Source organism: Joostella sp. (genome assembly GCF_048266025.1).
GTDB classification, from domain to species: domain Bacteria; phylum Bacteroidota; class Bacteroidia; order Flavobacteriales; family Flavobacteriaceae; genus Galbibacter; species Galbibacter atrarenae.
Genome location: NZ_JBLXAF010000002.1, coordinates 205,261 through 231,606, shown reverse-complemented (window position 1 = coordinate 231,606; position 26,346 = coordinate 205,261). Strand labels below are relative to the sequence as shown.

At 31.0% G+C, this 26,346-nt stretch carries 24 protein-coding genes; 13 read left to right on the top strand and 11 right to left on the bottom strand.

The genetic code is table 11. From position 1 onward, the window contains the following. Positions 1 to 91 precede the first annotated feature (91 nt). The 5 genes from ACN0TY_RS06820 to ACN0TY_RS06800 all read left to right on the top strand — a co-directional run bounded on the left by ACN0TY_RS06820 (position 92) and on the right by ACN0TY_RS06800 (position 8,140). Positions 92 to 1,255, top strand: coding sequence for an AGE family epimerase/isomerase (locus ACN0TY_RS06820; protein WP_417443882.1), 1,164 nt, complete (start codon positions 92 to 94; stop codon positions 1,253 to 1,255). A 59-nt stretch (positions 1,256 to 1,314) separates the two neighbouring features. Then, complete coding sequence (locus ACN0TY_RS06815; RefSeq protein WP_417443881.1) at positions 1,315 to 2,454, top strand: sialidase family protein; 1,140 nt, start codon at positions 1,315 to 1,317, stop codon at positions 2,452 to 2,454. Positions 2,455 to 2,465: 11 nt separating this feature from the next. Then, positions 2,466 to 4,538: a GDSL-type esterase/lipase family protein gene (locus ACN0TY_RS06810; RefSeq protein ID WP_417443880.1), complete on the top strand. Its 2,073-nt coding sequence runs from the start codon at positions 2,466 to 2,468 to the stop codon at positions 4,536 to 4,538. Positions 4,539 to 4,544: 6 nt separating this feature from the next. Continuing rightward, entirely contained in the window at positions 4,545 to 6,584 is a 2,040-nt protein-coding gene (locus ACN0TY_RS06805) for a family 20 glycosylhydrolase (RefSeq protein ID WP_417443879.1), read from the top strand. A gap of 74 nt (positions 6,585 to 6,658) precedes the next feature. Next, positions 6,659 to 8,140, top strand: coding sequence for a sialate O-acetylesterase (locus tag ACN0TY_RS06800; RefSeq protein WP_417443878.1), 1,482 nt, complete (start codon positions 6,659 to 6,661; stop codon positions 8,138 to 8,140). A 9-nt stretch (positions 8,141 to 8,149) separates the two neighbouring features. Here ACN0TY_RS06800 and ACN0TY_RS06795 read toward each other — a convergent pair whose 3' ends face one another. The 5 genes from ACN0TY_RS06795 to mnmE all read right to left on the bottom strand — a co-directional run bounded on the left by ACN0TY_RS06795 (position 8,150) and on the right by mnmE (position 11,381). Further along, positions 8,150 to 8,614 (bottom strand): HipA domain-containing protein, encoded by a 465-nt coding sequence (locus ACN0TY_RS06795; protein WP_417443877.1) that lies wholly within the window; start codon positions 8,612 to 8,614, stop codon positions 8,150 to 8,152. A 147-nt stretch (positions 8,615 to 8,761) separates the two neighbouring features. Further along, positions 8,762 to 9,133, bottom strand: a complete 372-nt coding sequence (locus ACN0TY_RS06790) for a hypothetical protein (RefSeq protein WP_417443876.1) — start codon at positions 9,131 to 9,133, stop codon at positions 8,762 to 8,764. Between the two features lie 5 nt (positions 9,134 to 9,138). Further along, entirely contained in the window at positions 9,139 to 9,459 is a 321-nt protein-coding gene (locus ACN0TY_RS06785; RefSeq protein ID WP_417443875.1) for a HipA N-terminal domain-containing protein, read from the bottom strand. 8 nt (positions 9,460 to 9,467) lie between these two features. Further along, positions 9,468 to 9,674, bottom strand: a complete 207-nt coding sequence (locus ACN0TY_RS06780; protein ID WP_417443874.1) for a helix-turn-helix domain-containing protein — start codon at positions 9,672 to 9,674, stop codon at positions 9,468 to 9,470. A gap of 282 nt (positions 9,675 to 9,956) precedes the next feature. After that, positions 9,957 to 11,381 carry a tRNA uridine-5-carboxymethylaminomethyl(34) synthesis GTPase MnmE gene (gene mnmE, locus ACN0TY_RS06775; protein WP_417443873.1) on the bottom strand — a complete coding sequence of 475 codons (1,425 nt, stop codon included), beginning with the start codon at positions 11,379 to 11,381 and terminating at the stop codon, positions 9,957 to 9,959. Positions 11,382 to 11,540: 159 nt separating this feature from the next. Here mnmE and ACN0TY_RS06770 point away from each other — a divergent pair, with 159 nt between their 5' ends. The 3 genes from ACN0TY_RS06770 (at position 11,541) to ACN0TY_RS06760 (ending at position 13,351) form a co-directional block, all read left to right on the top strand. Further along, positions 11,541 to 12,026, top strand: a complete 486-nt coding sequence (locus ACN0TY_RS06770) for a Dps family protein (RefSeq protein WP_236958468.1) — start codon at positions 11,541 to 11,543, stop codon at positions 12,024 to 12,026. Between the two features lie 26 nt (positions 12,027 to 12,052). Next, complete coding sequence (locus tag ACN0TY_RS06765) at positions 12,053 to 12,946, top strand: mechanosensitive ion channel family protein (protein ID WP_417443872.1); 894 nt, start codon at positions 12,053 to 12,055, stop codon at positions 12,944 to 12,946. 63 nt (positions 12,947 to 13,009) lie between these two features. Next, complete coding sequence (locus ACN0TY_RS06760) at positions 13,010 to 13,351, top strand: DUF4870 domain-containing protein (protein ID WP_236958236.1); 342 nt, start codon at positions 13,010 to 13,012, stop codon at positions 13,349 to 13,351. 110 nt (positions 13,352 to 13,461) lie between these two features. Here the strand turns inward: ACN0TY_RS06760 and dnaN are convergent, their stop codons facing one another. The 4 genes from dnaN to ACN0TY_RS06740 form a co-directional block, all read right to left on the bottom strand. Then, complete coding sequence (gene dnaN / locus ACN0TY_RS06755; protein WP_236958237.1) at positions 13,462 to 14,580, bottom strand: DNA polymerase III subunit beta; 1,119 nt, start codon at positions 14,578 to 14,580, stop codon at positions 13,462 to 13,464. 72 nt (positions 14,581 to 14,652) lie between these two features. After that, positions 14,653 to 16,317 (bottom strand): gliding motility-associated ABC transporter substrate-binding protein GldG, encoded by a 1,665-nt coding sequence (gldG, locus tag ACN0TY_RS06750; RefSeq protein WP_417443871.1) that lies wholly within the window; start codon positions 16,315 to 16,317, stop codon positions 14,653 to 14,655. 5 nt (positions 16,318 to 16,322) lie between these two features. Next, positions 16,323 to 17,030, bottom strand: coding sequence for a gliding motility-associated ABC transporter permease subunit GldF (gene gldF / locus ACN0TY_RS06745; RefSeq protein ID WP_417443870.1), 708 nt, complete (start codon positions 17,028 to 17,030; stop codon positions 16,323 to 16,325). 88 nt (positions 17,031 to 17,118) lie between these two features. After that, positions 17,119 to 17,946: an SAM hydrolase/SAM-dependent halogenase family protein gene (locus ACN0TY_RS06740; RefSeq protein ID WP_236958240.1), complete on the bottom strand. Its 828-nt coding sequence runs from the start codon at positions 17,944 to 17,946 to the stop codon at positions 17,119 to 17,121. Between the two features lie 190 nt (positions 17,947 to 18,136). Between ACN0TY_RS06740 and ACN0TY_RS06735 the strand changes: the two genes are divergently transcribed. Beyond that, a complete protein-coding gene (locus ACN0TY_RS06735) occupies positions 18,137 to 19,093 on the top strand; it encodes a PhoH family protein (RefSeq protein ID WP_236958241.1) in 957 nt (318 codons plus the stop codon). Positions 19,094 to 19,401: 308 nt separating this feature from the next. Here ACN0TY_RS06735 and ACN0TY_RS06730 read toward each other — a convergent pair whose 3' ends face one another. Then, a complete protein-coding gene (locus ACN0TY_RS06730) occupies positions 19,402 to 19,611 on the bottom strand; it encodes a hypothetical protein (protein WP_417443869.1) in 210 nt (69 codons plus the stop codon). Between the two features lie 527 nt (positions 19,612 to 20,138). Here ACN0TY_RS06730 and ACN0TY_RS06725 point away from each other — a divergent pair. The 3 genes from ACN0TY_RS06725 to ACN0TY_RS06715 all read left to right on the top strand — a co-directional run bounded on the left by ACN0TY_RS06725 (position 20,139) and on the right by ACN0TY_RS06715 (position 24,203). Next, on the top strand, positions 20,139 to 21,224 hold the full coding sequence (locus tag ACN0TY_RS06725; protein ID WP_417443868.1) for a hypothetical protein: 1,086 nt from the start codon (positions 20,139 to 20,141) through the stop codon (positions 21,222 to 21,224). Positions 21,225 to 21,554: 330 nt separating this feature from the next. Continuing rightward, the gene (locus tag ACN0TY_RS06720; RefSeq protein ID WP_417443867.1) at positions 21,555 to 22,334 is read left to right on the top strand and encodes a hypothetical protein; all 780 of its coding nucleotides are present in this window, start codon (positions 21,555 to 21,557) and stop codon (positions 22,332 to 22,334) included. Between the two features lie 156 nt (positions 22,335 to 22,490). Beyond that, positions 22,491 to 24,203 carry a hypothetical protein gene (locus ACN0TY_RS06715; RefSeq protein WP_417443866.1) on the top strand — a complete coding sequence of 571 codons (1,713 nt, stop codon included), beginning with the start codon at positions 22,491 to 22,493 and terminating at the stop codon, positions 24,201 to 24,203. 313 nt (positions 24,204 to 24,516) lie between these two features. Here the strand turns inward: ACN0TY_RS06715 and ACN0TY_RS06710 are convergent, their stop codons facing one another. Continuing rightward, positions 24,517 to 25,218: a LysE family translocator gene (locus ACN0TY_RS06710; protein WP_417443865.1), complete on the bottom strand. Its 702-nt coding sequence runs from the start codon at positions 25,216 to 25,218 to the stop codon at positions 24,517 to 24,519. Positions 25,219 to 25,253: 35 nt separating this feature from the next. Here ACN0TY_RS06710 and ACN0TY_RS06705 point away from each other — a divergent pair, with 35 nt between their 5' ends. Then, positions 25,254 to 26,120: a LysR family transcriptional regulator gene (locus ACN0TY_RS06705; RefSeq protein WP_417443864.1), complete on the top strand. Its 867-nt coding sequence runs from the start codon at positions 25,254 to 25,256 to the stop codon at positions 26,118 to 26,120. Positions 26,121 to 26,346: the final 226 nt, after the last annotated feature.

The following is a 26,346-nucleotide window of genomic DNA, read 5'->3' as shown; positions in this document are numbered from 1 at the left end:
AATTTCATTAAGTTTGTATTATGTCATACATAACAAACAAAAGTACACTCTTTTTTATTATGATACTTAAATTTAAAGAAATATTTAGTAGATGAATTATAGTAAACTTTATAAAGACACATTATTGAATGATATAGTTCCATTCTGGGAAAAAAATTCGATAGATCATAAACATGGAGGTTATTACACATGTTTAGATAGAACCGGTAATGTATATGATACGGATAAGTTTATGTGGCTTCAAGGAAGACAATCTTGGACATTTGCTATGCTCTATAATAAAGTTGATGATAATGATAAATGGTTAAAAATAGCAAAACATGGTGTAGACTTTATTTTAAAATATGGTATGGATGAGAACAACGATTTTTATTTCTCAACAACTCATGACGGAAAACCATTAATTCAACCTTATAATATATTTTCTGATTGTTTTGCAGCAATGGCATTTAGTCAATATTCTAAAGCTTCGGGAGAATTTAATATTAGGGAGTTAGCTAAAAATACTTACAACAAGATTTTAAAGAAAAAGGATAACCCTAAAGGAGTTTATGAAAAGTCAACAGGGGAAAGACCTTTAATTGGTTTTGCGTTACCAATGATTCTATCAAACTTGGTATTAGAACTGGAAGATGTTATTGATGAAGAGGAAGTTAATTTAACATTAGATGAATGTATTCAACAGGTAATGGATGTTTTTCTGGATAAAGAATCTGGACTTATCTATGAAAATGTTCGTCCTAATGGTACACACGAAGACAGTTATAGTGGACGCCTTTTGAATCCAGGGCATGGTATTGAAGCTATGTGGTTTATGATTGATATAGGTGTCAAGAGAAAGGATAATGCACTTATAAAAAAAGCAACAGATACTATTTTAAAAATTTTAGAACATAGTTGGGATCCCATATACGGAGGCATATTTTATTTTATGGATGCTCAAGAAAAACCTCCATTGGAATTGGCATGGGATCAAAAGTTATGGTGGGTTCATTTAGAAACACTAGTTGCTTTGGCTAAAGCATATGAATGTACTGGAAGACAAGAATTAATGGATTGGTATGAAATAGTACATAATTATAGTTGGTCTCATTTTTCAGACCCTATAAATGGTGAATGGTACGGTTACTTGAATAGAAGGGGTGAAGTGTTAATTGATTTGAAGGGAGGTAAATGGAAAGGATGCTTTCATGTTCCTAGAGCAATGTTTCAATGTTGGAAGTCATTTGGGAAAATTGAGTCATTAGAATTATGATAGTGTAATATAGAAAAAAGCTTTTAAATAATGTGAAATTTAAAAAATGTAAAATATAGATGAAAAAATTAATTATTATAATGCTTACTTTATGCTGTTTTGGATGTGTTATTAAGAAAAATACCATTAATAAAAATGTTGATGAGCTAGTATTCCAAGACCTTTTTAATACTTCGATGAATGATACTGTAAATTGTTACCGAATTCCAGCGTTGGCAACTGCTCCAAATGGAGATTTGATAGCAGCAATAGATCAACGAGTGCCTAATTGTGGAGATTTAAAATGGAGTAAGGATATTAATATTATTATTAGAAGAAGCTCAGATAATGGAAAATCTTGGTCGAATATAGAAACAGTAGTCGATTTTCCTTATGGTAAATCAGCATCTGATCCTTCTATGATAGTTGATAAAATTACTGATAAAATATTTTTGTTCTATAACTATATGGATTTAGAATCCGAAAAGGACATTTATTATTTACATGTAGTAGAAAGTTCTGATAATGGGAAAACTTGGAGTAAACCAAGAGATATCACTGCAGAAATTACAAAACCTGAATGGCATAAGGATTTTAAGTTCATAACCTCAGGGAGAGGTATACAAACAAGTTCTGGAAGTTTATTGCATACTATTGTTAACTTGAATAGTGGACTTCATATGTTTGGTAGTGATGATCACGGTAAGAGTTGGTATTTTATTGATTCAGCTATACAACCCGCTGATGAATCTAAAATTGTAGAACTTTCAGATGGGTCACTAATGATTAACGCTCGTGTAAATAATAAAGGTGTTCGTTATAAGCATGTATCAACTGATAATGGTATTACATGGAAAACACAACCTGTACCAGAACTAATAGACCCTGGTTGTAATGCAAGTATTATTAGGTATACATCAGTAAAAGACGGTTTTGAAAAAAACCGTTTACTTTTTGCAAATGCAAAATCTGAAAAGGGTCGTGTTAATATGACTGTTAGAATTAGTTATGATGAAGGTAAGACTTGGTCAGATGGGAAAACAATTTACAAAGGACCATCAGCATATTCATCATTAACTATACTAAAGGATGGAAGTATAGGTTTATTTTTTGAACAGGATGAATATACCAAAAATCCATTTGTGAGTTTTTCTTTAAAATGGCTTACAGATGGGAAAGACATCTATAAAAGTCCAAAAACTAAAAAGACTAACCAATAATGGTATTTATTATGGGGTCTAGAACTTTATATACTACTATAGTTTTATTTTTTTTTGTAATAATAGTTTGCCAAGCAAAGAATATTAAAATAGCGTGTATTGGTGATAGTGTAACTTATGGTTTAGGATTAGAAAATAGAGAAAAAGATTCTTATCCTAGTTTACTACAAAATCTTTTAGGAACAGAATATAACGTTAGAAATTTTGGTGTATCTGGCGCTACCATGCTTAGAAATGGGCATAAACCTTATTGGGAAAGTTTCGAATATAAAGAATCATTAGAATTTAATCCTGATATTGTAATTATTCATTTGGGGTTAAATGATCAAGGTAATAATAATTGGCCATCGCTTAAAAATGAATTTGAAGGAGATTATTTAAAAATGATCTCTATTTATAGAAATTTACCTTCGAAACCATTAATTTTTATTTGCAAAATGAGTCCGACACTATCAGGTCATCATTGGTTTGAAGAAGGAATGCGGGAAAATTATCAAGAAGTACAAGCATCTATAATACAAGTAGCAAAGAAAACTGATATTAAAATTATTGATTTACACGAACAACTTTATAGATATCCTGATTTCTATATAGATGATTTACATCCAACTAAAGAGGGTACAAAGGTTATAGCAAAACATGTTTATGAAATTATAACTGGAGACTTTGGAGGATTAAAATTACCAGTTCTTTATGGTGAGAATATGGTTTTACAAAGAGATGAGTCAATAACATTTACTGGAAAAGCAAATTATAAAGAAAAGATATGGATTGAGTTCGCTAATGAAAAAAAGTTTACTAAAGCAGATTATTTGGGTAATTGGAAGATTGAATTCGATGCCAAAGAAGCTGGAGGTCCGTATTCATTAAATTTCGTTACACGTAACAAATCAGTTAAATTTAAAAGAGTATTTGTTGGAGAAGTATGGCTTGCTTCAGGCCAGTCCAATATGGAATTTCCTTTATCTCAAATGGAAAGAGGGTCAAGTGTATTAAAGGACTCTTTAGTCGAAAACATTTTTTTATATTCATTAGATGGTAAGGTTTTATCTAATAAAGAATTTGACAAGAATCAATTAGAATCATGTAGTGTAGATTCTTATTTTGATTTTTCGGGATGGTCACCCTCAATTGCTGAAAGTTCTAATGACTTTTCAGCAATTGCATATTCTTTTGCATATAATCTACAAAAAAAGCTTAAGGTTCCTGTTGGAATAATTTGTAATGCTATTGGAGGATCACCAATTCAGAGTTGGGTGAGTAGGAAGTCAATGGAGCAAGATCATGAGACAATTAGTTTGCTAAATGATATTCATTTGAACCCTTTAGTAGATTCTTGGGTGGCCAAAAGAATAGAATTGAACATGAAAAATATAGATCAAGTAGGAGTGAAGTCTAGACATCCATATCAACCTACTTTTTTATTCGATTCGGGAATCATCCCTTTAATAGATTACAATATTAAGGGGGTTATATGGTATCAAGGTGAATCAAATACAGAACATCCAGAATTATATTCTAAATTATTTGGGATGTTAGTTGAAGACTGGCGAAATAGCTTTAAGAATTTACAACTACCCTTCTATTATGTTCAATTAAGCAGCATGAACAGACCTAAATGGGGTGAATTTAGAAATGTTCAACGAAAACTCCTAAATATAAAATATACAGGAATGGCGGTTTCATATGATCATGGGAATGCAACAAATGTTCATCCTAAAGAAAAGTGGGTTATAGGAAATCGTTTATCTAAAATTGCATTAAACAAAAATTATAGTTTTAACATGGCTTATTCAGGTCCATTATTTGACTATATTAATATAAATGGAAATAAACTTGAAGTTCATTTTAAATATGGCGATGGTCTAAAAACTATAGACAACCAGTTTTTGAAAGATGTTTATATTGCAGCATCAGATAAAGTTTTTGTGCCAATAGAATCATTTAACATAGTAGATGACACACTCTTAGTATGGTCGTCAATCATTGAAAATCCAAGATACATAAGGTTTGGTTGTACATCAAATTCTGACGCAAACTTAATAAACCAATACAACTTACCTGCTTCTTCTTTCTCTAATTAGATTATTATGAATAAAATTCTAACTACGTATTTAAAATTATTTTTTATCATAACATTTATAAACAACGCTTGTTATGCACAAGAAATAATTAAAATTGAGGATAAATATCCTATTATACCAACACCAAAAGAAATCGATTTTCAAGGAGGAGAGATTTCTTTTAATTCCATAAATATAAAGGGTACATCTTTTTTTAATGAAAGAAGTTATCTAGAATCGTTTTTTTCAAATAAAGGAATTAATAATTCTGCAGAGGGACTAAAAATAGTTTTTAAAAAATCATCAAACCTAAATGAAATATCTGATGAGACATATGGTTTGATTATTAACGATGGAATTTATATTTCAGCAGCATCTCAAAAAGGAGCTTATTATGCAATTCAAACATTAAAACAGATTTTTAGAATAAATCAAGGCGAAGGGATTTTACCAGTTTTAAAAATTAAAGATTGGCCAGTATTTCAAATAAGAGGGTTTTTACATGACACTGGAAGAAACTTTCAATCTATAGAACAATTAAAAGATCAGATCGAGGTTTTGGCTCAATATAAATACAATGTTTTCCATTGGCATTTAACAGATGACCCAGGATGGCGTTTAGAGAGTAAGTTATATCCACAATTACAATCTGAAGCTTATACATCTAGAAACAAAGGTAAATATTATACCCAAGCTGAATTTAAAGATATTATATCATTTTGTAAAGAACGTAACATTACAGTAATTCCAGAGTTTGATATTCCTGGGCACTCAAAAGCATTTAGAGGAGCAATGGGCTATGACTCTATGAATAATAAGAATGCCCTTAAAGTTTTATTGGATCTTTTTGATGAATTATGCTCATTAGCAAGCCCAGAAGAGATGCCTTATATTCATATAGGAACGGATGAAGTTCGTAATAAAGAAGAATATGTTTCTGATGATTTTATTCTTAAAATAATAGAAAGAATAAAACAGAATAATAGAGATGTGATTGTATGGGAAAAGGGAGTTTCAGTCAAAGAAGATACAAGTTCTATAAATCAATTGTGGGCAATGCATGAACCAAGAAAGGGTCATCGCTTTATAGACTCTAGAGCAAATTACATCAACCATTTGGATCCCTTAGCAGGTATGGTGAGACTTTTTTTTCAACAGCCTTGTAGACAACCTCAAGGTGATTCTTTGGCTTTGGGAGGTGTTCTATGTGCTTGGCCAGACAATAGAGTTGCTAAAGAAGAAGATATCTTAATGCAAAACCCTATTTATCCTTCAATACTATTTTATTCTGATGCTATTTGGAATGGTAGAAAAGAAAATAACAAAGAATACTGGGCTAAGCTACCTTCTATTAAAACTAAGGAGTATGAAGGTTTTAAAGCTTTTGAAAAAAAGGTGCTCTTTCATAGAGACTCATTTTTTAAGAATAAATCATTTCCATATATAAAACAAAGTGAAACTTATTGGAATGTAATAGGACCATTCAATCATCAAGGTGATTTTTCTAAAAAATTTCCCATAGAAGACACCCTAAAAAATAATTACAAGATTAATGGAGATAAATATCAATGGTCTAATCCAATTGCAGGTGGTACAATTCATTTTAAACATTTTTTTGGTTTTCCAGCATTAACAGAAAAGGGTTCAGGTACCTATTATGCTGTTACGGAGATTTTTTCACCTAATGATCGTGTTCAAGATTTTTGGATTGGTTTTCAAGGCTGGTCACGTTCAGGAGGTCGGCGTGGTGGACCGTTTCCTAATCAAGGTCAGTGGCATACTACTCAGTCTAAAATTTGGGTCAATAATAATGAGATTGATCCTCCCTCTTGGAAACAACCTAATGTAAAAGAAAAGTCTGATGAAATTCCTTTTATTGATGAAGATTATTTTTACAGAGCTCCAACAAAAATACATTTAAATAAAGGCTGGAATAAAATTGTTCTGAAAGTACCACATGGTGGAAATTCATGGAAATGGATGTTTACCTGTGTTCCAATAAATTTTAAAAACAATAATATTTCTGAAGTATCAGAATTAAAATTTAGACCAATTTTTAATAGATAATGAATATTAAAATAGTTATTCTGACCCTTATTATTTACTCCAGTAAATTATTTTTTTATTATGATGAAGTAAATATGAACTTTTCATTTTTGTCAGAATCAAAAGAGCAAATAACAATAACATCTTTTCCTGAAAATTATCAATTTTTCGCAAGAGGTGACGATAATAAAGCAAATATTAATATTTCAGGTTTTGTAAATAGTTCCATTGATAGTGTAATAATCAAGGTATACCATCCTGAAGGAATTATTAGACGAAGTGCAACTCTCTCAAGAAAGAACTTTTCTATAGACATTAAAATTGAAGCTATAAAGCACAACTATACTATGGAACTATATACTAAATCAAAAAATCAACTAGGAAAAGAATGTTTGGTGAAAAAAGCTACTCACATAACAGTTGGCGATGTTTATGTAATTAATGGACAATCTAATGCATGGGCAATAGATTATGATAATATTTATAAGGATTCATTGGTATCCTCATATGCTAAATGGATTCGTACAATTGGTGCAATGCATGTTTATAACAAACCAGCCGTTAGTCCTGAGGCATCTGATACTCATTGGTATATAGCAAATGGTAAAGCCCCTGATATTCGAAATGGAGCTGAGTTAGTAGGTAAGGGAATGGTTGGTGTTTTAGGAATGAATATAGGCCTAAACCTAGTTGCCTCTCAAGGTATACCTATTGCAATTATAAATGGGGCAGGAGGAGGAGGAGGAATTTCATTTTATCAAAAAACTATAGATAATGATTTAAATACTCCTTATGGTCGACTTTATAATAGGTTAGAGGCATCAGGGTTAAAACATAAAATAAAAGCCTTTATTTGGAACCAAGGAGAGAATAATGCAGGAGATAGTGTAAATAGTTATAAAGATTCCCTTAATAAGTTGTATTCAAACTTTAAATTGGATTATACTTTTGAAAAATTTTATCTAATACAAACTCCACCTGGTTGTAATTCTAAAAGCGGACATCAAACTGTCAGAGAAGCTCAACGTCAATTCGCAGATGAAAAAATGGATGTGTGTATCTTAACACGTCATGGATTTACAGAAAATCCGCATACTAAAAATGGAAGCTATTTTTTGGATGATGGATGTCATTACCATGCACATGGGTATAAAGTTTTAGCTAGTTGGATTTCAAGTCAAGCAGAATTTGATTTTTATAAATCTAAAGTTAATTTTGAAGCCCCAAGATTAATTAATGTAAAATTAGAGTCATCAAAATCTTTAAGTATTGAGTTTGATAAGCAAATAATAGTTAAAGGAGGAGGTGTTGAAAAATATGCAATGTATTCTGCAAAAGATTATTTATTTGCATCTAATAATAAACGTTTAACTACAATAGAAGAGTTGGTTATTGACTCATTGAATCCAAGAAAATTAACATTGATATCTTCTATCCCAATTTTTAATAAAGGTGACAAAATCACCCACATATTGTCTGATAATTATCCATTAACCCAAGATGCTTATCAAGGACCATGGCTTATTAATCCAGAAACAGGAGTAGGAGCAGTAGGATTTACGGTTACAATAAAATAGTTATTGTTACTATTTTCTTAATAACTTTTTTCGTCTTGTTTGATAAGACTGGATGTAATTGCGTTTTGTTTTTTTATTGAGATAAGAAATCTTAATGAGATTTAATACTTTATCTTCATTGTCAATTACAGTATTAAATACCTTAGAAGCTTGCTTTTTAGAAACATTAGCTAATTCAGCTAATTTAAAAAATTGTTCTGTAATTTTTCCTTGTGCAATATTTAGGGGTAAAAGTCCATCCTCAAGTGCAAAATCTCTATCCTCAATATGGATTCTACTATTTAATAGATCATAAGCTGGACTTAGTTTAAAATCTCCTTGTGGTGTTTCTATCAATGAAAAGTTTTTATAATGCGCATCTCCATTAGAAATTAAATAATTGAAAAGTATTACTTTGAATAATTTTATAGCCTCAATTTGATAGGCTGGAACATATTTTTTTAATAGATCGAATAATTCTAAATAGTTACCCAAATATTAATAGTTTTCACCATGAGTTTGTGGTGTTCTTTCTGCTAGTGAGGCAAAATCTTCTTGTGCTAACTTTTCACCGTTATCCAGAACATCAAATCGTTTTGTAATGTAAGCAGGATCTCCATTTTTAAAGAACATTAAAGCATTCTATGCAATTTCTATATCAAACACCTGACTAGCAATTTGCATAGTTAAATGCTCATTAGCGGGTATCTGATCTGTATTTTTTCCTACATTGGGAATAGGTTTTAAAATATATAATCCCTGTTCATTTTTGTCTATTAATCTAATTAGGTTTTTATCTAGCGTTACCGAGAATTTTTCTTGAACTCCCGAGATAGATATTCGCTTTCTGTTATCTGTAAAAATAGAACTATCTATTGTACTTGATGGTGATTCGTAGGGGAGTAGTGGACTCACTTTTCTTCCGAAAAACATTTTTTTTAGACACAGATTACTATAGGCATCATTACTTACTTTTAATGTTCCTGGGCAATATTTAATGATAGGTTTATTCATGCAGCTTAAACTTTTTGAATCTTAATAGCTCCTATGGTATCATTTCCTGCTACTGAAAGTAAAATACCAAAATAATCATCTGGATCTAATCGTAATTCATAACAAACCACTTGTTTGTTAGAACCTTCAGGAAGCATATTATAAAAAAAAGGGAATAGATGTTTTGATGTGTATTCTTGCTCATTTTTAGAAAGGGTTAAGCTAATAGCTGGTTTACTCGAATCGTTATACCAACTATCGCTGTAACTAAATTGGAAAGCTCCATCATCTTTTTGAATTAGTAATCCAGCTACTTCATCTTTATATAATACTTCTGCTTGCCTCATTAATTATTCTATATTTTCTTAATTTGAAATGTTAATTCTAATCCAAGAGCATCTCCTAGTTTAGTTAAGGTTTGCACTGTTGGATTTCCTTTTCCACTTTCAAAAGATTTAAGCGTTCTTAATCCAACACCAGAGATATCAGAAAGAATTTCTTGAGTAACTTGTAGTGTTTCTCTTCGCTCTTTTATTATATAGATTAATTTGTCAAAGTGCATTATATGGCTCTTTTATTGTAAAAGTAATTAAATATATTTATAAAATCATAGAATAGTGCGATATATTACACTTTTCCAGTAGTTTTATTTATTGTGGGTCTTAAGGTTTATGATTAGTGTATTATATTACACTTTGGATTAGTAATGTTATAATGTTGGTTATATCATAATACTAATAAATAAAGTGATTCAGGAGTAACAGAACGTAAATACAATAAGTATAATTTCAATAAATTAAATATCAGTTAAAAGAAGGTAATGTGCGATTAAAAAAAACTACACTTACTTCCCGATACAAAAATTAGCAAAAATATTTCCTAATAGATCGTCTGTGGTTATTTCTCCTGTTATTTCTCCGAAATGGTAAAGTGCTTGTCTGATGTCGATAGCGAGAAGATCGCTTGAAATACCATTTGCCATTCCATCTTGCACGCGGTCTATTTCTTCTAGAGCTTTAAGTAGCGAGTCGTAATGGCGAGAATTAGTAATTATGGTTTCATTATTTCTTAATGCTCCTGTATTTACAAATTCTAGGAGTATATTTTTTAATTCTTCAACACCTATTCCTGTTTTTGCAGCAATAAGGAGTGCTTTAGTTTTTACATTAGCTGCAGCGATATCTTTTATTTCAGCAGCAATAAAATCTGTTAGATCCTTAGAAATAGTATCCGTTTTATTGGCGATAATCACCAATGGTTTTTGTGGAAATCTATTTTTTATCTTTTCGAGTTCTACTCTTATTTGAGAGATGTTTTCTCTATTATTAACAAGCTTAATACTGTCTATTATATAAATGACTACTTGTGCTTGCTCAATTTTTTCGAAGGTTTTTTTAATCCCGATACTTTCTACAACATCTTTAGTTTCTCTAATCCCAGCGGTATCAATAAATCTAAAACCAATGCCTCCAATACTTATTTCATCTTCAATTGTATCTCTTGTAGTTCCTGCGATATCACTTACAATTGCTCTTTCTTCATTTAAAAGGGCATTTAAAAGAGTGGATTTACCAACATTTGGCTCTCCTACAATAGCTACTGGAATTCCATTTTTAATAACGTTTCCAACGGCAAAAGAATCGATTAATCTTTTTAATACAAGCTGAATTTTGTTTAGGAGTTCTATAAACTGGGTCCTATCTGCAAATTCTACATCTTCTTCCGCAAAATCTAACTCTAATTCTATTAAAGAAGCAAAATTTAATAACTCTTCTCGAAGCTTTTTTATTTCACTACTAAAACCACCACGCATTTGTTGCATTGCTATTTGGTGACTAGCTTCATTATCTGAGGCGATTAGATCTGCAACAGCTTCTGCTTGACTAAGGTCTAATTTGCCATTTAAGAAAGCTCTAAGTGTAAATTCTCCTGCATCTGCAACTCGGCATCCATTTCTTAAAAAGAGTTGTAATATTTCTTGCTGAATAAATGGAGATCCATGGCATGATATTTCTATGACATTTTCTCCAGTATATGAGTTTGGTCCTTTAAAAATAGAAACCAATACTTCGTCTAATATTTTATTACCATCTACTATATGTCCTAAGTGGATGGTATGGGTTTTCTGCTCCGATAGTTTTTTTCCTCGAATAGATTTAAATAAAGGTTCTACAATTGTAATTGCATCTTTACCTGAAACTCTTAAAACAGAAATGGCACCAGCTCCAGATGGAGTAGCTAACGCTATAATATTATCTTGGATTTTCATACACAGAATTTGCTGCAAAAATACAAATTGTAAATGAAGATAACTTGTAAATAAAAACTTATTAATATGCTTAACAAAGAGAGTTAAACCTTGTTAAAATATTGTAGTAAGCCTACATTATTTGTACCTTTAGAATATAATCTTAAAATAAAAACTATGATTAATTATTTAAATTTAGATAAAGATAAAACAGCAGATACAGTTAAAGAACTTAATACGCTTTTAGCGGATTATCATTTATATTACCAAAAGTTAAGAAATTTCCATTGGAATATATTTGGTAAAAATTTCTTTGATTTACATGAAAAATTTGAGGAACTTTATGATGATGCTAAATTAAAGGTTGATGAGATTGCAGAGCGTATTTTAACGCTAAGACATCAACCAGTTAGTAATCTATCTGATTATCTAAAAACTTCTAATGTTAAAGAATCCGATAGTGATAAAACGGATATGGAAATGATAGAAATCTTGTTAGAAGACCACGGTATCATTTTAAAACAAATGAGAAAAGTAGTGGAAACTGCTGGAAACGGTGGAGATGAAGGTACTATCGATTTAATTGGAGCATATATTAGAGAGTTAGAAAAAACTTCATGGATGCTAGATGCTTGGAGATTAAAAACTACAGGCGGATTAAAATAATATTATAATTAATTTCACGTAATTCTATGGAAGAGAGATTAGAATCTGCGTGGGATAAAATGTTAGAACAGTTAGGCTCATGGCTAGATGCAATAGTTGTGGGCCTTCCTAATGTTATATTGGCAATTGTAGTTTTTGCCGGTTCTTTTTTTATCTCACGATATGTTAACACATTAATGTTAAGACTCCTTGCAAAATCTTCAATGCAAGGAACTGTAAAAAAGGTTACCGCTAGACTTGTTTCTATAACTGTAATATTAGCGGGACTTTTTTTAGCACTTGGAATCCTTAATCTAAATAAAGTTCTTACTTCGCTCCTTGCTGGTGCTGGAGTTGCTGGTTTAGCTATTGGTTTAGCTTTACAAGGTACTTTAGCCAATACTTTCTCTGGAATCGTACTTTCTTTTGTGAAGTATGTAAAAATGGGCGATTGGATAGAAAGTAATGACTACACAGGAGAAGTTATAGATATCGACCTTAGAACGGTAACTATAAGACAGGCCGATAATAATATGGTTTGTATTCCCAATAAAATGGTGATTGAAAATCCTGTTAAAAACTATTCTGTAACCTCACAATCTAGAGTAATGCTTACGTGTGGTGTTGCTTATAATTCTGACCTTGAATTTGTGGAAGATTTAGTAAAGCAGACAATCGCAGATAAGTTCGATGCCGTAAAAAATAAGGATAATGTCATCTTTTTTTATACTGAATTTGGTGATAGCTCTATTAATTTTGAAACTCGTTTTTGGATAGATTCTACATCTGGATTACAAATTTCTAAAGCTAAAGGGGCTGCAATTATTGCTATTAAAAAGGCTTTTGATGCGAATGATATTAATATTCCATTCCCAATCCGTACAATAGATTTTTCAAATAATTTATCGTTAAATAACGAGGGAGAAGAAAAAAATGAATAATTTCTTGTAACAAAAGTAATTTAGGCTCGTCTATATAGTATAACCATCAATCATAAAGAAATTATGCAACGAACAGACAGTCAATTATTAGTAGTTACCCATTTAAGTCAGTTATTAACTTATGTTACCGGATTTGGAGGACTTATAGCTCCGCTAATTCTTTGGTTATGTAATAAAGATAATGTGATCGATATGGATCAAAATGGAAAGAATATTATCAACTTTCAATTAAGTATTTTGATATATTCCATTTTAAGCATTCCATTAATTTTATTCTTTGGATTTGGAATCCTAACACTAATTGCAATAGGAATTATAGCTTTTATTTTTCCGATTATAAATGCAATAAAAGTAAGTAATGGAGAAGTGGCAAATTATCCACTAAGTCTACAGATTATAAAATAAGAATTGCGTAGGAGGGAGAACCCGAAAAATATAAAAACCCCGTGCTAAAATTAACACACAATTTAGACGGGGTTTAATTATATAAAATCATTAGCTCTTGCTATCTTCTTTTAGTTGTTAAGCATTACTGGCATAACAAGCATCGTAACATGTTCTCCTTCATCTAAACCATCAATAGGAGTTAAAATCCCTGCTCTATTTGGCAAGCTCATCTCCAAAGATACATTATCTGAAGTTAAATTGTTAAGCATTTCGTTTAGGAATCTAGAATTGAATCCAATTTCCATATCATCTCCTTGATAATCACAAGTAAGACGCTCTTCTGCTTTATTACTGTAATCAACATCTTCCGCAGAAATATTTAGCTCAGCACCTGCAATTTTTAAACGTATTTGATGTGTTGTTTTATTCGAAAATATAGAAACCCTTCTTACAGAACCGAAAAATTGAGAACGGTCTATTGTAAGTTTGTTTGGATTCTCTTTAGGAATTACTGCTTCGTAGTTAGGGTATTTCCCATCGATTAATCTACAAACCAATTCAATATTATCAAAAGTAAATTTTGCATTACTCTCGTTATAATCTATAGTAACGTCACTTTCGTTTCCAGCTAAAATTCCTTTCAGTAAAGTTAAAGGCTTTTTAGGCATAATAAATTCTGCAACTTGACTTGCCGTAACATCATGACGTTGGTATTTTACCAATTTATGAGCATCTGTAGCAACAAAAGTTAAATTCTCAGGAGAGAATTGAAAGAATACTCCGCTCATTACTGGACGTAAATCGTCATTTCCAGAAGCAAAGATTGTTTTACTAATAGCTGTTGCTAAAATATCTCCAAGAATAGTTGTAGAACTTGCATCTGCCAACTCTACAGAATTAGGAAATTCCGCTCCATCAGCATATGCCAACGCATATTTACCATGATTAGAGCTTATTTCTATGGTGTTATTATCTTCTATTACAAAAGTTAATGGCTGCTCAGGAAAAGTTTTTAACGTGTCTAGCAATAATTTTGCAGGCACCGCAACACTTCCTTCAGAATCTGAATCTACTTCTAGCACAGCACTCATCGTTGTCTCCAAATCTGATGCTGATACAGTAAGTTTATCTTGGTTTAATTCAAATAAAAAATTATCAAGAATTGGTAGTGTATTGCTATTATTAATAACGCCACCTAAGACTTGAAGTTGTTTTAATAAATATGAACTTGATACTATAAATTTCATTGAATTCTCAGTTTTCTAACACTTACAAAGATATCTTAATTGATTTTTTTAATGAAAATAACTTATTAACATTTATAGGGTGTATTTTTTCCTTTTAAGAGTTGTATATAACCACCCGAAAACAAGTATTAAAATTACGGGAACCACTATGTTTATTAGCTTCCATAGTGTTTTCTCTTGATACACTTTTTCTTTATTCAGAAAAGATAAAGCAATCTCTTTAGATCGAATGTTTATAAGTCCGCCATCATCTAATAGGTAATTAACGCTATTAATAAGGAAATCTTTATTTCCATACACTTGTTTTGTCCATTTGTCAATTCCGTTAATTAATGGCTTCTTATTTGCATAATTGTAATTTATAATATCACCATCTGCAATAACAATCATTTTATTTTCTTGAAGCGCTTCTTCTTTATTGTTGGCGCTTTTAAAAGGTTTAACTCTATTTTTAAATGCAGAGGCAAATTTACCTTCTAATAATACACCTAATGTTTTATTTCCATCATTAAAAGTAGCAATGTCTTGCTGTGTATCAAATTCATCTAAACTATATCCTTTTGGAACTCCAACTTCTTTAGATTGCGGCGAACTCTTTAATAGTATGGTTTTATCAATTCCATTTGGCAATGTATCGATAGTATTTGTAAACTCTAATTTTACAACATTTACGCCTTTTGTAATAGGGTGATTATTTCCTGGAGCAACCATAGGAGAATAAAACCAATTGATAGGAATCTCTCCATTCTGATCGGTTACTGTTACTGGCGTAGAAATTAAATCTTGAACTAGTTTTTTATTGATTCGCACCCCATAACGGAAAAGCATATCGTCGAGATTTAAATCTTGAGGATAGGCAAAAGATGAAAATGTTTCATTCTGTAGGCTGTCCAAATCTGCCACCACTTGGTCTACCATCCAGAGAGTCTTTCCGCCATTTACTATATATTGATCTAAGATATATTTTTCAGTTTCAGAAAAGGGCTCTGTAGGCTTAGCAATAATTGTAGCATCAAAGCGATTTAAATTTTCTAATACCTTTTCAGGATTACTAGCCAAAGAGTCCATATTAAATTCTCCGAGCTGGTAATAGTTACGTAAATTCATTATAAAATCTACCAGATATTTATCCTGAACTTCTCCATTTCCTTTAAGAATAGCGATTTTCTTTTTATCAGTAATCGTTAACTGTTTAAAGGCATCAGCAAAAGCATATTCTAATTGTTGTACCGAGTTATTAACGCGTTGCTCACTATTGGCACCCAATTTATTCTGTAAGAGAGATACTTTTACAGTTTTCTGTCCCATATTAACCAATGCCCAAGGAAAAAGCACTTCTCGAGACATACTATTACCTTCTTCAATAGTAATAGAAGCAGGGGTGAGGCCCAGTTCTTGTAACGCTTGGATATTCTCTTCTTTAGGATTATTATTATCTAATGGATCGATATAATTTACACGAATCTGGTTATTAACCGTGCCAAATTCTTCTAGAAGTTGTTTGGTTTCCGTTTGTAGTCTTTTAAATTCTGTAGGTAGGTTCCCAGAAAGTAAAACATCAATAATAATAGGTTGTGTAGCATTGCTAACGGTAGCTTTAGAAGCATCAGAAAGGGTATAGCGTTTATTTTTTGTAAGATCAAACCTTACATAAAGCTGTGAAGCTATCAAGTTAATTCCAATAAGAATTAGAATCAATACAACTATTTTTGTAGCGTTATTTTTGGGAGATTTCAAAACAGTTACTTCAATTTAAAAATGGTTACTACTAGAAAAAATGTAGAAATACTTATAAAATAGATAATATCTCTAAGGTCTATTACCCCACGGCTAATACTATCAAAATGATGTTTTAAGCTGAAGTTTTCTAAAAAAGAGAGATTTGCCATGTCTGAAAACCCCGAAAACCCATAATAAACAATAAAACAAATAAGCACAGCTCCTATAAAAGCAATAATCTGATTGTCGGTAATAGAAGAAGTAAAAACCCCTATCGATGTGTATGCAGCAATTAAAAATAAGAGTCCGAAATAAGAACCTATAATACTTCCGAGGTCGATATTTCCAATGGGATTGGCAAGTTGCCATATGGTAACTACATATAATAAAGTGGGGATAAGCGCTATAACTACTAATATAAAAGCACCAAAGAATTTCCCCAATACAATTTTAGATTTGCTAATTGGTCTGGTGAGGAGGAGCTCTAAAGTACCTGTCTTTTTTTCTTCTGAAAAGCTTTTCATAGTCACAGCAGGAATCAAGAAAAGTAGGATCCATGGTGCCAATTCAAAAAATGGATTAAGATCTGCAAATCCACTTTCTAAGATATTAAAATCACCTTCAAAAACCCAAAGGAATAGTCCGTTAAGGACTAAAAACAAGCCGATAACTAAATAGGCTATCGGAGTGGAAAAAAAACTACTGATTTCTCTTTTTATTATTGCAGTCACTTAAGTTGTTTAAATTTTAAAAGTTGTTGAATCAAGAAATATAAACATTATAATTATTTAGCATTCTTTAGGTTCAATACGTATTCATTTATAAAAAATTCACTGTAATAGTATCTCTATAACTCAATCCTAATAGGGTAGAGGCACCGCCAACAGTATCTAAATTACTTCTGTAAATTGCGAGTTCTATAAGAGAAGAGGAGTTAAAAATAGCTAGTTTCTCTCCATCTTTATTAAGAATCTCTGGTGCAGTGAAGTTAATAATATCGCTATACTTTTTATTGATTTTAGTAAATTTATGATTGCGAGCCCATAATTCAAACTCGCGACCTCTTTTATAACGATCAAATAATTGCTTAGGGATATTAGTAATTACATTGCCATAATTATCAATATAAATAACGGTTCCGGTAATTTGATTCTCCTCATTGTTAATAATTGGAGATAAACCTTTTAACATTTTCAGTTCAGAAATAGGCTTCCCAATAACCTCCAATGTTCCTCCACGAGAAATATGTCCCGCTACTTTTACAAAAACATCCATCACAGGGAAAACACTCTCAATATGGTCATGGATATTAATCTCCACCATTTTCTCAGGATTAATTTCTTTAGCAAGAAAAGAAAGGATTCCGTTATCGGCACCAATAAAATAATGACCGTCTATTTTTACAGCCACATGTTTATTTTTAGGCGTAAGCTCAGAATCTACCCCAATAATATGGATACTTCCTTCAGGAAAAGTTTTGTAAGCATTTTTTAAAATATATGCCGCTTCAACAATATTAAAAGGATTTACAAGGTGTGAGATGTCAACAATAGTAGCACTTTCTATTTCGCTAAGGATATATCCTTTTATGGCCCCTACAAAGTGATCCCGCTCTCCAAAATCTGTAGTCAAAGTAATTATAGCCATTTTATAGAAATGTTGATGTTTTTTTAATTTAAGAAAGTGTTTTTTTGTTTAAGTTTGTTAGAAATGGTAACAAACTTAGGTTTGGAAAAATGTTTAACACAAACCTACTAAAAAGTAATAGATTTTCCATTTTTATATGTACTTTTTAATGCGAATACTTTTAGATGAATAATCACTTAAAATTAAACATTTGAACGAACTGATCATAGAACTTACAGAAATCAATCCAAAAGACTTTTTTGGACCTAGTAATACGAACATAGATTTATTAAAAAAATATTTCCCGAAGCTGAAGCTTGTAGCCCGCGGAAATAAGATAAAAGCCTATGGCGATGAAGAGATGTTGGAAGAATTTGACAAGCGATTGGATATGTTGGTTACCCATTTTGGGAAATACAACAAGCTCGATGAAAATACTATAGAGCGAATTCTTACCAGTGATAACGGTCAAGATGAAATGGACGCCAAAATTAATGGCGAAGTACTTTTACACGGCGTAAATGGGCGTTTAATAAAGGCACAGACTGCAAACCAACAGCGACTCGTAGAGCTGATGCGTAAAAACGATATGGTTTTTGCCATCGGTCCAGCAGGAACAGGAAAAACATATACAGGAGTTGCGTTGGCTGTAAAAGCATTGAAAGAAAAGCAAGTAAGAAGAATTATTTTAACAAGACCAGCGGTAGAAGCAGGGGAGAACCTAGGTTTTTTGCCAGGAGATTTAAAAGAAAAATTAGATCCGTACATGCAGCCGCTTTATGATGCATTGCGAGATATGATTCCCGCAGAAAAATTGGCCAATTACATAGAGACAGGAGTAATCCAAATTGCACCGATGGCCTTTATGCGTGGGAGAACACTAGATAATGCATTCGTTATTTTAGATGAAGCACAAAATACGAGTCATGCGCAAATGAAAATGTTCCTTACCAGAATGGGGAAAAGTGCTAAGTTTATAATTACCGGAGATCCTGGGCAAATAGATTTACCACGAAGAATAACTTCTGGTCTTAAAGAAGCCATTTTGGTACTTAAAGATGTACAAGGAATTGGTATTTTACATTTAGATGATAAAGATGTAATCCGACATAGATTGGTAAAAGAAATTATTAAGTCTTACAAAAAGATAGAGCATCATACTTCTTAATATTATTTTTAAGTTTTAATACAGATTTGCAAATGCACGAATCTGCAAATCTGTATTAAATACTTATCTGTACTACTCTCACAACCACTGTAGCGCTATTTTACTCCAACCGTTGCTATATACTCTATACCCTATAAATGGGAGTCTCTCCATTGCTATGCAATTCCAAAACGTTTAGATTTTTCAGTTAAAATTTTAGGTGTTTTACAGAACAGTTTAGCAGTATTCATTAAAACTTTAGCTTTTCTGCTGATGTATTTAGGGTTATTACTAATGCTTTTAATTACCAAGTAGCAGTATTTAGCTTGTTACCTTAAACTTTTAGGTCTGGAGACCATGCTTTTAGGTGTTTTAATGATAAGCATCATTAGTATCATAAAGAGTTTAGGAGCGCTACTACAGTGTTTAGGTCTTTTAAAGATGTTTTTAGCTCCTAAGGCGCAACTTTTAGGTTCGGCACCTAAAACTTTAGGTGCCGAACCTAAAGTTTTAAGCACTTTACTTAAAGGTTGAACCATATTTATTAAAGTTTTGGATTACTTAAAGTTCCACTTGAGTGTTTTAATGATATTTATGAGTAAAAAATAGATGTGTTTAAGCTCCGACCCTAAAACTTTAGGTCTGGAGGCTAAAAAATTTAACCTTTTAAGCTAAAATTTTAGGGAGTTTGCCTAAAGTTTTAATCGATGTGTTTAAAGTTTTATTTAAAAGACCGAAAAGCATCATTAAAAGACCTAAACGGGACACCTTTTGACCTAAATGGAGGTTTATTGTGAAGTTGCTAAGTTGCAAATTTGTAAAACTGCCAATTCGCGAATCTGCGAAACTGCGAAACTGTAAAACTGCGAATCTGCCAATTCGCTAATCTGCAAATTGGCAGAAGACATTTCTCTATTCTGTACTCTTTTATCTATGCTCTTTTTTTCTTATTACGGATTCCCGTAAATATTTTATTAATTGAATTGTTATATTTGGAAGAGAAATAAACGTGAGTGCGTTTATCTAATAGTTAGCTACCATTAACAAATCCAACTTCGAATAAAACATGCTATACATAAGTAAAGAAGATGAAATCCCATTGGATAAAAAATTTCACAGAATTCATAATCTTTGCGCAATAATTTATGATCAACTTACTGAAATATTTAGTGGAGATGACTATTCGGAATTGAACAGTACCAAGTTTAATTTAGACCATGACAAGCACAAGGACATAGAAAAGTTTAATAAAGGTGAAATCCATGCTTTAGAATGGCTTAAAATCAATAATTTAAATAAAGAAATAAGTCAAGTTCTGGTTAAACATGTGACAATGTCAGTTCTGTCGGACTTTGTAAATTTCATTTATGAGTCTTTGAGTTGTGCAATGAGAGGTAAAATGACTATTGCTTATGCTCTTTTAAGGAAACCATTCACGGATGAACTCTTAATTTTTGAACAGATATTGGATAATCAAGATGACTTTGTTAATAGATTTTTTCATGATGGAGACCCTTTAACTTACGACCCAAGTGATAGAAAAATTGATAAAAGAAAAATAATAGAAAATGCGCTTAAAAAATCAAAACCAAATATTGTTTTTACTTCAGACTTAATATATGACTTGAGATATGAGAAAAGTTTAGGAAAAGGTATTAACGGAATGTCAAATCACGCACTACATATCGTAACGAGAGATAAAAATTACAAAACAACTAAACAAAATCTAAATTTCGTCTTTTCAACGAAAGAAGATATTAAGAGTTATTGGGAAAATTATTACTTCTTTGTGCCGTACCTCTTAATTTACTCTGTTTCAGTAGTTGACAATATACTTTCGCAATTCCTAACTGAAAAGAAAAATAAACACCTACTGAATACTAAAGTAATGATACGATTTATCAGTATTCTTTTATGGAGCGAATTTCAAGGTGAAAAAGAAACAAAAAACAAGAAAATATTTCAGGTTTTAACACAAAATTTGAATTTAATATGTGATAAATGTAATTCAAATGTTGAATTGGAAAGAGCAGATTTTGAATTATTTGTAGAGACAAGTACATTTCTCTGTCCAAAATGCTTTAATAGTTTAATTAATTCATCTTCAGCAATTCAAGAATTAAATCGATTTGTTGAATTATTAAAATCATAAAAAAACGGTAGCTAACAAAGTACTGTGGTAAAAAACAATCGAAATAGTAAAAGGGTTAGATAAAACATATTTAGCGAAAAACATTACTGGTAACAATGTATCCTATGAAAAGCACTAGTTCAGTTTTTCAAAGTTAATGTATAGCATTGTAAAGTTGTAAAACTGCAAAGTCGCGAATCTGCAAATTTGCAGAAGGCATTTCTTTTATCTATACTCTTTTTTTCTGATTACGGATTCCCGTAAATATTTTCTTAATTGAATTGCTATATTTGAAGGAGAAATAAACGTGAGTGCGTTTGTTTGATAGGTTGGCGGTAATTTGAAGAAACTTTGGTAGGACAAGTAAAACATATAATAATTATAGAAAGTCTTGCTAATGAAAGATTAACTGGAAAAGAAATCTACGACGACTGCGTAAGGAGAAGAATAGATTTGTATGATAAACCTATGACCCATAATTATTATAGTGTTTCTACAAAAGAAGAATTAACTGAATTACTCAAATATTATCAAATAAACGCAACTTATATGACTGGTGGAATATTGATCCACTTGGAAATGCACGGTTCTAATAAACTGGATGGATTAATATTATCAAACGGAACTTTAATAGAATGGTCTGAATTAATAGAATTATTTCGACCAATTAATTTGATAACGTGTAATAAACTATTTGTAACCATGGCTACTTGTTATGGTCGTCATCTATATAAAGGCGTTGACCCAACTCAAAAATCACCTTATTCAGGTTATATTTCAGCGAGTATAGCTGTAAATCCAATTGAGATAGTCGAAAAATACAGCTTTCTTTTTGAAAAGCTAATAGAATATGGGAATTTAGTTGCTGCTTATTTGGAAATGGAAAAAACCGAATCGAATTTTTACTACAAAGATTCTGAAGCTACTTTTAAAGAAGCCTACCAATCATTTTATGATAACCAAGCAAACAACTCAGAATTTAGAGCGAAATTTAATTTAGAAACAAAAAAACAAGCTGAACAATTAGGAAGACCTTTTAATGAAGAAATGGCTGATTACTTTTTTGAAAAATCCTTAAAAGAAATTTATGCTAAACAGAAAGAAGCATTTGATTTTTCAGGTTGCGAATAAAAAACTATTGCCAATACCGTATAAAATTAATTGCTAGTGCAAGCCTACTTACGAAAATCCTCGCGGACTTTCTATCTGTGATTTATTTGCTAAATTTAGTGCTTAAACCACGCAACTAACCATACACTAAACGTTAGGGCAAATTTGAAAGAAACTATGATAAAACCTCAAATTCTTACATTAAATCTTACAGAAAAAGCTAACAAGGCTTTAGAAGAAAAGGGTTTTAATATATATAATGGAAGTTTAGGAAAACTGATTGATACAAAAAACAAGAAGTACGAACACAAATATTGTCTATTAAATCATGATTTCCCACCAAACATTCATGAATTTGATATCGTAATTATTGACCTTTCAAATGAAGAAACGACTGAATATATAAAAGATGAAAATATTCGGGTAAAAAATAAATCAGGAAATAATACTTATTTACTTTCTAAATATCCTCAAACAATTTTTGACCCTAGAGGCTTGTCATCTCACATTTTAATAAAAGGAATAAAAGAAATTATTCATAATGAAGCTATGATAATTGTCTTTCAAAATGAAAATATTGAAATTGAATATGAAATTGTAGAAGAAAATGGAGACCATCCAAGAAGTAAAGGTTTGGAAGTCCATTCTATATATGGATTTATGCCACTTTTCCCATTTTCAAAAAACAAGTATGGTGAAATAACAGAAGTAATACTTAAACATAATGAGATAGCAAATTTTTTAAATAAATATAACGACGACTTCATTTATGAAAACATATTTTATCATCCCACAATATGGAAAGATGAAGAACAGATACCAAATCCATGTTTTCATCCAATATTAAAAAATGCAAGTGATGAGATCATTTCGTTTATTTATTTGGACCGAACTTATGGTCTTTACACTTTTCCAATTCTCAAAGACAATTCTAGCTTTATTGTGGAGTTTTTAGAAAATATAGCACCTACAATTCATCCTAGTTTATTCCCTAATTCAACTCAAAAAAAATGGACAAAGTCCAAAGAATATTCTTTACCAAATCATCAAAAATTATTAGCAGAAAAAGAAGTCATTCGTAAAGAATATGAATTAAAAATAAAACAGAAAGAAACTGAAATTTTAGACAATACAAAAAAGTATAGCTTTCTACATGATATTTTAACAGAAACTGGAGATGATTTAGTTACTTCCGTTATTAAATTTTTAAAATGGTTAGGCTTCCAAAACGTAGTAGATATGGATGAAAAAGCTGAAACTATAAAAGAAGAAGATATTCAAATTGAAAACACAAAAGGTCTCTTAGTAATTGAAGTTAAAGGAATCGGAGGAACATCAAAGGATACTGAATGTAGTCAAATATCGAAAATCAAATATAGAAGAACTAAGGAAAGAGAAAGTTTTGATGTATTCGGATTATACATAGTTAATCATCAAAGACACATTCCTGCAAAAAAAAGAGAGAATCCACCATTTACTAAAGAGCAAAAACAAGATGCAATTAATGATGAAAGAGGACTCTTAACAACTTGGCAATTATTTAATCTTTATCATGACATACAAGAGGGAATTATCACTAAAGAAGAAGCTCAAGAGTCTTTATACGAATATGGCTTAATCTCTTTTAAGCCTAAAAATATAAAGTTGTTAGGAACGATAGATGAAATCTTTTTAAAAGGAGAGGTTTTTATTCTCAATTTAGACGGAACCGAAATAAACACAGGTGATAGTATATTTATTGAAAAAAACAATAAATTCCAACAGCTTAGTATTTTAGAAATTAAATTAGATGATAAGGTTATTAATAAAATAAGTAAAGGAGAAGTAGGAATAAAAGGAAACATATTAGTTAGTAAAAAATCAAAAGTTTGGATAAAAAACTTGCCCTAACAAAGTACTGTGGTAAAAAACAATCGAAATAGTAAAAGGGTTAGATAAAACATATTTAGCGAAAAACATTACTGGTAACAATGTATCTTATGAAAAGCACTAGCCCAATTTTTCTATGTTAATATTCAGTATTGTAAAGTTGTAAAACTGCCAATTCGCGAATCTGCAATTTTGCAGAAGGCATTTCTTTTTTCTATGCTCTTTAATCTCTTCTCTTTTTTTTCTGATTACGGTTTCCCGTAAATAGTTTCTTAATTGAATTGCTATATTTGGAGGAGAAATAAACGTGAGTGCGTTTGTTTGAGAGTTGTAATTAATTTTTAGTTAATGCAATTTTTATTCCCATCAGAATAAATACTAATCCACTTAATTTATTTAACCAAAGTCCAGCACTTGGATTGTTCTTAAGTTTTTTAGAAAAAGCACTTGCAAAAATGGTTAAAATTAAAAACCAAACAATTCCAATTATCGCATAAGTAAGACCTAGTATAATAAAAGGAACAGGGTTTTCCATTTGTGTTGGGTTGATAAATTGAGGAAAAAATGCCAAGAAGAATAATGCAACTTTTGGATTTAATGTATTAGTCAAAAATCCAGACCAAAAATCATTTTTCCCCTTTTCTAGGATTTGTTTCCCATCATCTGTTGGCAAAAAAGTCTTCCTGTTTTTAAACTTCAAAAACCCCAAATAAATTAAATAGAAAGCGCCTATATATTTTATTATTGTAAATGCGTATACTGAATTAGCAATAATAACAGATAATCCCAACGCTGCAAATAGAGTATGTGTTAAAACCCCTGTATTAACGCCTAAAGTGGCGTAAATACCTGACTTCCGACCTTGAGCTATAGACTTATTCAGAACAAATATCGTGTCGATTCCTGGCGTCATTATAAAAAATAACGCCGTTACCATAAAAGTGAATATATTTTCGATTCCCATCATTTCCTTTTTTTTAAATTGTGTTAAAACTTTCAACAAATAAACTACTTGGGATTCAATTTTAAAATACATATTTTTGATTGATTAATGCAAAAAACGCATTACTCATGACGATACAACAAATTAAATACTTTTTAGAACTTGCTAAAGAACTTCATTTTTGGAATACGGCAGAGAAGGTTTTTATATCGCAGTCCTCATTGAGCAGACAAATCCAAGCTTTGGAAGATGAATTACAAATACAACTTTTTCAAAGGGACAAAAGAAATGTCAAGCTTACCAACGCAGGTAAATTTCTTCAAGAGCATTGGACAGAGAAAATCAAGGAGTTTGAACAAATAATAAGGCAGGCAAAAAAAATTGAAGATGGAAAAGTAGGAACTATTTCAATAACTTATCCAGGTTCTATCGCTTATGAGTTTTTGCCAAAATTCTTGGAGGTTTTAAGCAATAATATGCCTGATTTAAAAACAGAATTAACAGAACCAACAGACGAAAATCATGAAAAGCTTTTATTGGACTTTAAAACCGATATAGCATTTAGTAGAGATGAAATTAAGAATGCAAATATTGACACTCAAAAACTTTATTCTGAGCCAATATGTTTGGTCGTTCCTAAAAACCATAGGTTAATCAAGAAAGAGATTACTGGATTAGAGAATGAAAAGTTCATTATTTCGGGTTTGCACCAAACAACTTTTTTTGCCTCATTATTAAGGTCGTGGTTTTCAAAAAAGGGAATAGAACCTAAGACTATAATTGAATCGGATTTTGGAGGAATGATAATAAACCTCGTATCAAAAGGACTTGGAATCTCTATTTTGCCATTGTCGTTTAAATCGGCGCAAGTAGAAAATGTTGAGTTTATAGAATTAGAAGAAAAAATAGATTTATACATAAATTGGCGAAAAAAGGAACTGAATGACACAATTAAAAAAGTAATTGAACTTGCTGAAAATATTGCGGTAAAATAAAAACTGTTCTAACAACGTACTCTTTATAAAGTACTAACTTATTATTCTATTATCTAGATTTTTAAATTCATGAATGAACTAATCTGCAAATTGGTAGAACACATTTCTTCTATCTTCACTCTTTAATCTCTTCTCTTTTTTGCTGATTATGGATCCTCGTGAATATTTTCTCAATTGAATTGCTATATTTGAAGGAGAAATAAACGTGAGTGCGTTTGTTTGGGAG

Bases quoted from the DNA above. Each gene is read 5' to 3' on its own strand.
- ACN0TY_RS06805 (WP_417443879.1), top strand. From the start codon at position 4,545: ATGAATAAAATTCTAACTACGTATTTAAAATTATTTTTTATCATAACA.
- mnmE (WP_417443873.1), bottom strand. From the start codon at position 11,381: ATGAAAATCCAAGATAATATTATAGCGTTAGCTACTCCATCTGGAGCT.
- ACN0TY_RS06740 (WP_236958240.1), bottom strand. From the start codon at position 17,946: ATGGCTATAATTACTTTGACTACAGATTTTGGAGAGCGGGATCACTTT.
- ACN0TY_RS06760 (WP_236958236.1), top strand. From the start codon at position 13,010: ATGCAACGAACAGACAGTCAATTATTAGTAGTTACCCATTTAAGTCAG.
- ACN0TY_RS06810 (WP_417443880.1), top strand. From the start codon at position 2,466: ATGGGGTCTAGAACTTTATATACTACTATAGTTTTATTTTTTTTTGTA.
- ACN0TY_RS06820 (WP_417443882.1), top strand. From the start codon at position 92: ATGAATTATAGTAAACTTTATAAAGACACATTATTGAATGATATAGTT.
- ACN0TY_RS06800 (WP_417443878.1), top strand. From the start codon at position 6,659: ATGAACTTTTCATTTTTGTCAGAATCAAAAGAGCAAATAACAATAACA.
- ACN0TY_RS06765 (WP_417443872.1), top strand. From the start codon at position 12,053: ATGGAAGAGAGATTAGAATCTGCGTGGGATAAAATGTTAGAACAGTTA.
- ACN0TY_RS06715 (WP_417443866.1), top strand. From the start codon at position 22,491: ATGATAAAACCTCAAATTCTTACATTAAATCTTACAGAAAAAGCTAAC.
- ACN0TY_RS06705 (WP_417443864.1), top strand. From the start codon at position 25,254: ATGACGATACAACAAATTAAATACTTTTTAGAACTTGCTAAAGAACTT.
- ACN0TY_RS06725 (WP_417443868.1), top strand. From the start codon at position 20,139: ATGCTATACATAAGTAAAGAAGATGAAATCCCATTGGATAAAAAATTT.
- ACN0TY_RS06790 (WP_417443876.1), bottom strand. From the start codon at position 9,133: ATGAATAAACCTATCATTAAATATTGCCCAGGAACATTAAAAGTAAGT.
- ACN0TY_RS06710 (WP_417443865.1), bottom strand. From the start codon at position 25,218: ATGTATTTTAAAATTGAATCCCAAGTAGTTTATTTGTTGAAAGTTTTA.
- dnaN (WP_236958237.1), bottom strand. From the start codon at position 14,580: ATGAAATTTATAGTATCAAGTTCATATTTATTAAAACAACTTCAAGTC.
- ACN0TY_RS06785 (WP_417443875.1), bottom strand. From the start codon at position 9,459: ATGAGGCAAGCAGAAGTATTATATAAAGATGAAGTAGCTGGATTACTA.
- ACN0TY_RS06815 (WP_417443881.1), top strand. From the start codon at position 1,315: ATGAAAAAATTAATTATTATAATGCTTACTTTATGCTGTTTTGGATGT.
- ACN0TY_RS06780 (WP_417443874.1), bottom strand. From the start codon at position 9,674: ATGCACTTTGACAAATTAATCTATATAATAAAAGAGCGAAGAGAAACA.
- ACN0TY_RS06730 (WP_417443869.1), bottom strand. From the start codon at position 19,611: ATGGTTCAACCTTTAAGTAAAGTGCTTAAAACTTTAGGTTCGGCACCT.